The sequence below is a fragment of the Fodinibius roseus genome (genome assembly GCF_900129315.1).
Classification (GTDB): Bacteria; Bacteroidota; Rhodothermia; order Balneolales; family Balneolaceae; genus Fodinibius; species Fodinibius roseus.
In genome coordinates this window covers 20,666-27,048 of the sequence record NZ_FQUS01000032.1, presented here as the reverse complement: position 1 = coordinate 27,048, position 6,383 = coordinate 20,666, and the positions used below count along the sequence as shown (strand labels likewise).

Sequence of the window (6,383 nt, the reverse complement as noted above, 5' to 3'; positions counted from 1 at the left end):
CCCTGAATGCGCGGCTCCCAGGAAAACAAACCATTCCCCGGCAGCGGGGGCATCAGATTAGTTTTTCTGGACGGGGGTTTCGGGCAAGGGTGAGCTCAGGATTTTTGGGGTGGGCCTGGCCAAAAACCGCACGAACGTGCCTGGGCCCTTGCCCGTACTCCCGCGGGAAGGAAGTGCTTTTGTGATGCCCCCTCCGGGGTGGTTGAATTGAATAAAAATTATAATATTAATATTCGTAGATTTAGTTTAAAAATCAGGTGCCTACAAATGAACAGTCATTCAACGATTGAGTTACTCCGCGAACGAATTAATAATTTTGCACATAATGAAGGGTATCTACCTAAAATCCGTATAAGTAAAAACTTTTGGCAGCAGTACGCTCATGAAATAGCAGATTTATCCAAAGATGGAATTTCAATCAATGTCGTAGATGAAATCAAAGGACGACACAGTTTTTTGTTGGAGAAAGAAAGTAAAAAATCCCCAACAATTGATACGCTTCTGGATCTAAAGAAACAAGTGGACAAGTGGTTCCAGGAGGGGAAAGGACACTGGCCGGTGCGTTGCATGGGCATGCATTCTGATATCTATATCCCTATACAATTATATGCTGTTATTCCAGGGGAAGCTCCCCTGGAAGGTATTGACCTGCAAGAGGAATTTTGGCAAGCACCGGAAGGGGAACATATACTGGTGATTACCGGAGATTAGCCAACAACAAATTTTTTTGAGAAATTTTGTAAGGATTGGCTCCGAAAAGGTACTTACTTATAGGAAAGTGGTTAAATGAGGTCAGGTTTAATGTTAACTCAATCGTTATGGATCCGGAATATGTCGTTATATATTGGTGGAAAGCTTCGTTGGCGTATGCTGTAGTCGCCTTTTGTATCTGGTTTATTGGCTGGCTGTTCGGGTGGTGGTCGTAACCAGTTTCTACGCCATTTATATGAATTGAACTCATATATGGCCTGTAGGTAGAACTCCTGCAGACTCTTTTTATATCGCCTTAATTAACTCTTTTGAATTGTTTTGAATCTTTCCTACCGATTTATCGACTTGGTGAAAACCAATAGCATCATCCGAAAAGGGGTTTAACAAATCTTTGAGCGCGTTGGTGTTTTGATTACTCGGATCCAGCCACTCGGCCCATTCTTCTTTCAAGAGCATCACCGGCATGCGGTCGTGAAGCTCGATCATTTTCTTGTTGGCTTGGGTCGTAATAATCGAATATGTAGGTACTTTTTCTCCTTCGGGCGATTCCCAGACGTTGTAAATTCCGGCAAAAGCAAAAAGTTCTTCGTGCGTTGGATAGATATAAAAGGGGGTCTTATTTCCTTTTTTGCCGGTCCACTCGTAAAAGCCGCTGGCCGGGACCAGGCAACGCTTGCTTTTAAACGATCCCTTATAGGATTTCTTGGAATCCACGCTTTCCCCTCGGGCGTTAATCATGCTGTAGGAAACCTTTTTTTCCTTGGCCCAAAAAGGCAACAGGCCCCACCGGAATGGTCGTATCGTGCGCTGGCCGTCCTTGTTTTCTCCAACCACCGGCATCCGGTGGGTAGGGGCGACATTATAATTGGGTCCAAAGGACTCAAAATCTTCCATGACGGCATCGAAGTATCCTTCGAGTTCCGCTTGTTCTTTCATTAACGTATATCGTCCACACATAGGCATTAATTTTAGGTTACGATCGATCTAAAAAATGAGTCTTTCCCGGTACCGAATCCAAAATAGCTGCTTTTTGAATGGTCTTTCTTCCAAATCTATTATTTACCGCGTCTTGAACCAAATAAAACTGCCGTTGATTGGGATCCTCCTGGAAAAAAAGTTGTCCCTGGCCAGAATGGTCCACCTTCCGAGTACCAATACTCACCCTTCTGATCGCATGGCCAGCGCCTATTATTTTTTCAATGTATAGCTTGGCTTTCTTCATGCACTCATAGGTAATATAGTCATCCAGGTGCGTATTACCATCAGTGGTAAAAGCGAACCCAATACCTCGGGTGTCCCGGTCTTGCAGCCCCAAGAAACAATAGTAGTGGGACGATCGAATCCGGTAGGCTCGCATGCGGTACGCCAACTCCGATATTCCTTTGATAAGTTCTCCCCGGACCTGGGCGGGATCGGTTGACTGCTCGCTGAAGGTATGGTTATAATCCAACTGCTCTTTGGTTAGCTGGTAATCTGTTAACACACGTGCCCGGTCCCTGCCAGTAGCCATTTCCCACAGAATCTTTCCAAAATAAGCCCCAAATAATTTCTGAAAGGGTGGGTAGCCTCGCTCAAACGCATCCTTAATCGTGCAAATATTTCGGCCCTTTAACTTTTTAAACCGGCGGGGCCCAATCCCCCAGATTTCATCCAGGGGGAGAGGGTAAAGCGTTGACTGTTCATTTTCTGAGGTCGTTACAATGGTAATGCCATTGGGTTTCCGCAAGTCGCTAGCCAGCTTGGAATAGGTCTTGCTATTGGCAACACCAATGCTAACGACCAATCCCAATTCTTTGTGTATCAAATACCGAAGTTCCTTGCAATAGAGTAGCAACTCTTCATCGGACTGATGTTTTAAATGATTGATATCTAAAAAAAACTCGTCCATCGAGTATTTTTCTACGGTCATGGTAAATCCCTGGAGTAACTCTTCCAATAGCTGGCTGATCCCCTTATATTTTTCATAATGGGCCTGCAGGCCGATGGCCCAAGGGCAAATCTGCTCGGCCTCAAACGCGCTCATACCGGTTTTGATGCCGTAGCCCCGCGCCTCGTAGGAACTGGTGGCCACAATACCTCGAGGCGTTCCTTTTTTACCACGGTACCAACCGCCCACATACACCGGCATGCCCCACAAATTAAAGGATTTTTGCTCTACCTGGGCATAAAAACAATTGATGTCCAGATGAAGATACAGCCGCTGCTTGATGGAGGTATGCTGGTGATCCCGGGACACACACCGGTAATCCGTTATTTTGTGGACTCCTTGTTCTGGTTTATACGTTCCAACATCGATTGATGGATCCATACAAAAGTAGGCTTGTGTTCTTCATAATATTATTTGTAATATATGGAAAAACCTATGGAAAACAATTTGCTTTTGTATGCAGAAAAAACTGAATGAACAGATCGATGTGATTGCGCTGCATAATTCCACCAGTAATAAACCGAAAAACCCGGCCGGGTGGGACCATAAACGACTACGTCCACTTCGAATACTTCGTGCTTCTGGTTCTCGTTTAAAAGTTAAAGAAGTGCTGCGGGCCTATCCACAGCGTAAAGGTCAAAATGTAATGATCCATTTTAACATTCAGTCTACCGATGGACGGTACTTTCATTTAGTTTATGAGACACAAAAAATGATATGGATGCTTCTGTACGAATTTGAAGAATCCTTGTTCTTCGATGAGCTGGATATGGAAGTTGAAATTAACTGGAAACCGGGCTCAGGCTTTCAAAAATAAATGCCACCCGTCAATTTCTTTTTGAGCCTTTCCAACATATTTTCCAATGACAGTAACCTCTTCAAATTCCCCAGGTGAAATAATAATATTTTGAGCCTCTTTATTATGTGCTTCCAACAAAATATGGTCTTCCTTTTGCCAGATGGTTTTTAATGTGGATTCTCCATTATAACGAATCAACCCGATTTCTCCATTTTGTAAAAAAGATCGATCCTCAACTAAAATATAATCCCGGTCATCAATACCGACTCCTGTCATACTAATTCCATCTACCTGCAGGCCAAATATTTTAGAACTCTGTTTTGAAGCTACAGTTATTGGTATAGTACCTAAATCTTCTTCAACGACTGGGTTTAACTCACCCGCCGTAATCCGGCCTCTAATAGGAATTCCACCGCCAGAAAATAAGTTATCATCCAACAAATGGTGCTTGGTTGAATGCAACTTAAATTCTCCACGGCCCACCTTTTCAAGGAAATTTTTACGTACAAAAGCATCAAAATATTGATAAACGCTATTGGCATGTTTAAAAGAAAAACGCTCCATAATTTCTGGATAATCCGGTACCGAACCATGCTCATCCAGGTATTGGAGAATAAATTGAAATATTTCAGCTTGCCGGTTGGTGAGTCCTGCCATTATGGATTATTAAATTTATTGATTTAGTATTTTCTCCTTTTGTTGGGTAAACTCTTTATCAGTAATTACCTCCCGTTCTTTAAGGTTGGCTAATCGTTCCAGTTGGTCTGTAATAGGATCTGGGGTTGATTGCTGAACTGTTTGAACCCTTTCCTTTTGAGACGAAAAAGACCAAACTAATCCAATAACCCAACCTAAAATTGTCCATCCTAAAAGCAAATTAAGAACGAAAATACTTCCGGTATTATCATGCCGCCGAAGCATGGCCACTAATGAGGGTAGAAAATATGCTCCAAATAAAACCCATACCATTAAACTGCTACTTTCCATAATAGTTGACTTACTCTTGAATTATAAAAGTAATATGGAAAAACCAATGGAAAAAAGAAAATTTAGACAATAAATAATATTGAAACCCCAAAATTGCTTTAGCAGAGAGGACCTAACATTGAAAGAGTAGCCGCCAGAGGCGGCTAAGATTTTACACTTCTCGGAAAGAGGAAATTAAAAAAAGGATCCTAGTAGTGGATAGACATTTGCTACCTCAATCAATTACCAAAATAAAAAAGGGTCAGCTCGATTAAAGCCGACCCTTTCAAGAAAGACAATTGTCTTCCCCTTTAACAGCCTACTTTGTGGGTTGTCGTCTCCGGCATTGCCCACCAACGAGGCTGAAATAAAAACCTAAAAAAAATAAGTATAACAGTAAAGGAAATAAGTAAGGAATTGTGAAAATATGACAGGAATGATTGAAAGTATTTTTGTGCTTCCTCTTTTGGAGAAGAAAAAAATCTGCCTATAACCGGCGGCCGTCCTTGGCCGCCGTTCCTTATTTGGATGGGTTGGGCCGCCGGTAGGCGGGGCGAAAGTGTGTTGCTTGATTGTTTAAATTGCAGAGTTATCCACTTTTCCACATAAAAGGGCAATATAATTATAGGATATAATATATAGGTAGTTACTGGTTGGTGGAGTATTTCAGCGCACCTTGGTGGAGTATTTCAGCGCAAAAATCCGCGCTGAATCGTTCCACTTAGCCATGTATCTTGTTGGGTTGCAGTGGTTTACTGGCTGGTGGAGTATTTCAGCGTTAATAACTTTCAAAAAAATAGGTTACCAACTTTTTTTCTTTATGTGAGGCCTGCTTTTTGCATCTAAGAAAAGACGCCCCCGTGGTGTTTTATAATGTAGTTCGGGCCAGAAAGATTTAATGGTTTTAAGGTATTTTCTGGCTTCTCTGGCAAAATACTTAGTTTCATTATATGAAGCACCTAATTGATTCATTACCTGGTCCCAAGAAATAGTCGTAGAATGGTTTAAATAACTTACTCTATATGTTAGCCACATATAGAGATCTAAAGCTACAGCGCTTGATTTGATGGCTTTTAAGGCGCGCATATCAATGGGAACTGGTTTCTCAATAAGCTTCTTATAAAATGATCTATCTAACAAAATGTAAGAACCAAAAATTTCAAGCTGGTTAGGTATTTTCCAATCCCAAAATTGTTCTCCCTCAATAATTCTATATCGCCGGCTTTCTTTTTTCGTTTTTTCTTCATCTTGTGTTACTCGCTTATAACCGATCTCACAGTTTGCAAGACGATAGAGTTGCTCTTTAACACGACCTATATCTCCTCTCTTTCCACCGGTTCGGTTAAGGTCAAGTTCTTTTAAGAAATGAGTCAAGCTTAATCCTAACTGAATTTCTCTCGACTTTTTTCGGTATGCTTCGGTACTAATCCAGGCAGCAATTATCCGAGGAAGTGTACCATAAGGAACACCAACTGATATTTCTTCTCCTGTCTCCACATCAACATCGGTACCACCTTTTACCCAAATTGCATTATTTCCATTTACAATAGAATAAAAATTCTTATCAGGTTCACTGTGGGGGAATGCGCCTGTTACCATATACTTATGTATAAAGGCAAGACTATCATCTTCTTTCGCATCAATAACCCTCATTCTATTAACCTGCTCACTAAACTTATCTAGTTTCTGCTTTTTTCGTCTGGAATTATTATTTTCCATAAAACACAGTATGATTATAAAGGGTCGCAGAATATTTAGCCGTATGATGCGGCCCTTTTCTATTTATAATTATTATTTTAAGAAAATAGAATAAAATTATTGGCCATAGGAGGGAGGCAATCTCAAAAAGAGATTTACAAAAAATTAATTTGTAATTTCCAATAACAGAATTTAGTTTAGTCATAGATATAAAAAACCCACAATCCCGACCAAGGATTTTTTATGTTAGGCCTTCTTGTTCCAGCAAGAGGGCTTTTTCAT

At 41.1% G+C, this 6,383-nt stretch carries 7 protein-coding genes; 2 read left to right on the top strand and 5 right to left on the bottom strand.

Annotated features, from left to right (window positions below):
- Positions 1-267: 267 nt before the first annotated feature.
- Entirely contained in the window at positions 268-711 is a 444-nt protein-coding gene (locus BUB16_RS19500; RefSeq protein WP_073068249.1) for a hypothetical protein, read from the top strand.
- Between the two features lie 285 nt (positions 712-996).
- Here BUB16_RS19500 and BUB16_RS19495 read toward each other — a convergent pair whose 3' ends face one another.
- Together BUB16_RS19495 and BUB16_RS19490 are read right to left on the bottom strand one after the other, a co-directional pair.
- Positions 997-1,668 carry an SOS response-associated peptidase gene (locus BUB16_RS19495; protein WP_073068247.1) on the bottom strand — a complete coding sequence of 224 codons (672 nt, stop codon included), beginning with the start codon at positions 1,666-1,668 and terminating at the stop codon, positions 997-999.
- Between the two features lie 16 nt (positions 1,669-1,684).
- Positions 1,685-3,019, bottom strand: coding sequence for a DNA polymerase Y family protein (locus BUB16_RS19490; RefSeq protein ID WP_073068245.1), 1,335 nt, complete (start codon positions 3,017-3,019; stop codon positions 1,685-1,687).
- A gap of 76 nt (positions 3,020-3,095) precedes the next feature.
- Between BUB16_RS19490 and BUB16_RS19485 the strand changes: the two genes are divergently transcribed.
- Entirely contained in the window at positions 3,096-3,455 is a 360-nt protein-coding gene (locus tag BUB16_RS19485; RefSeq protein WP_073068243.1) for a hypothetical protein, read from the top strand.
- Here BUB16_RS19485 and BUB16_RS19480 read toward each other — a convergent pair.
- From BUB16_RS19480 to BUB16_RS19470, 3 genes are all read right to left on the bottom strand, one after another.
- Positions 3,438-4,094, bottom strand: a complete 657-nt coding sequence (locus tag BUB16_RS19480; RefSeq protein WP_073068241.1) for a LexA family protein — start codon at positions 4,092-4,094, stop codon at positions 3,438-3,440. The two genes, BUB16_RS19485 and BUB16_RS19480, sit on opposite strands and share 18 nt — an antisense overlap.
- Before the next feature lie 15 nt (positions 4,095-4,109).
- Positions 4,110-4,424, bottom strand: coding sequence for a superinfection immunity protein (locus BUB16_RS19475; protein ID WP_073068239.1), 315 nt, complete (start codon positions 4,422-4,424; stop codon positions 4,110-4,112).
- 780 nt (positions 4,425-5,204) lie between these two features.
- Positions 5,205-6,122: a replication protein RepA gene (locus tag BUB16_RS19470; protein WP_073068238.1), complete on the bottom strand. Its 918-nt coding sequence runs from the start codon at positions 6,120-6,122 to the stop codon at positions 5,205-5,207.
- Positions 6,123-6,383 lie beyond the last annotated feature (261 nt).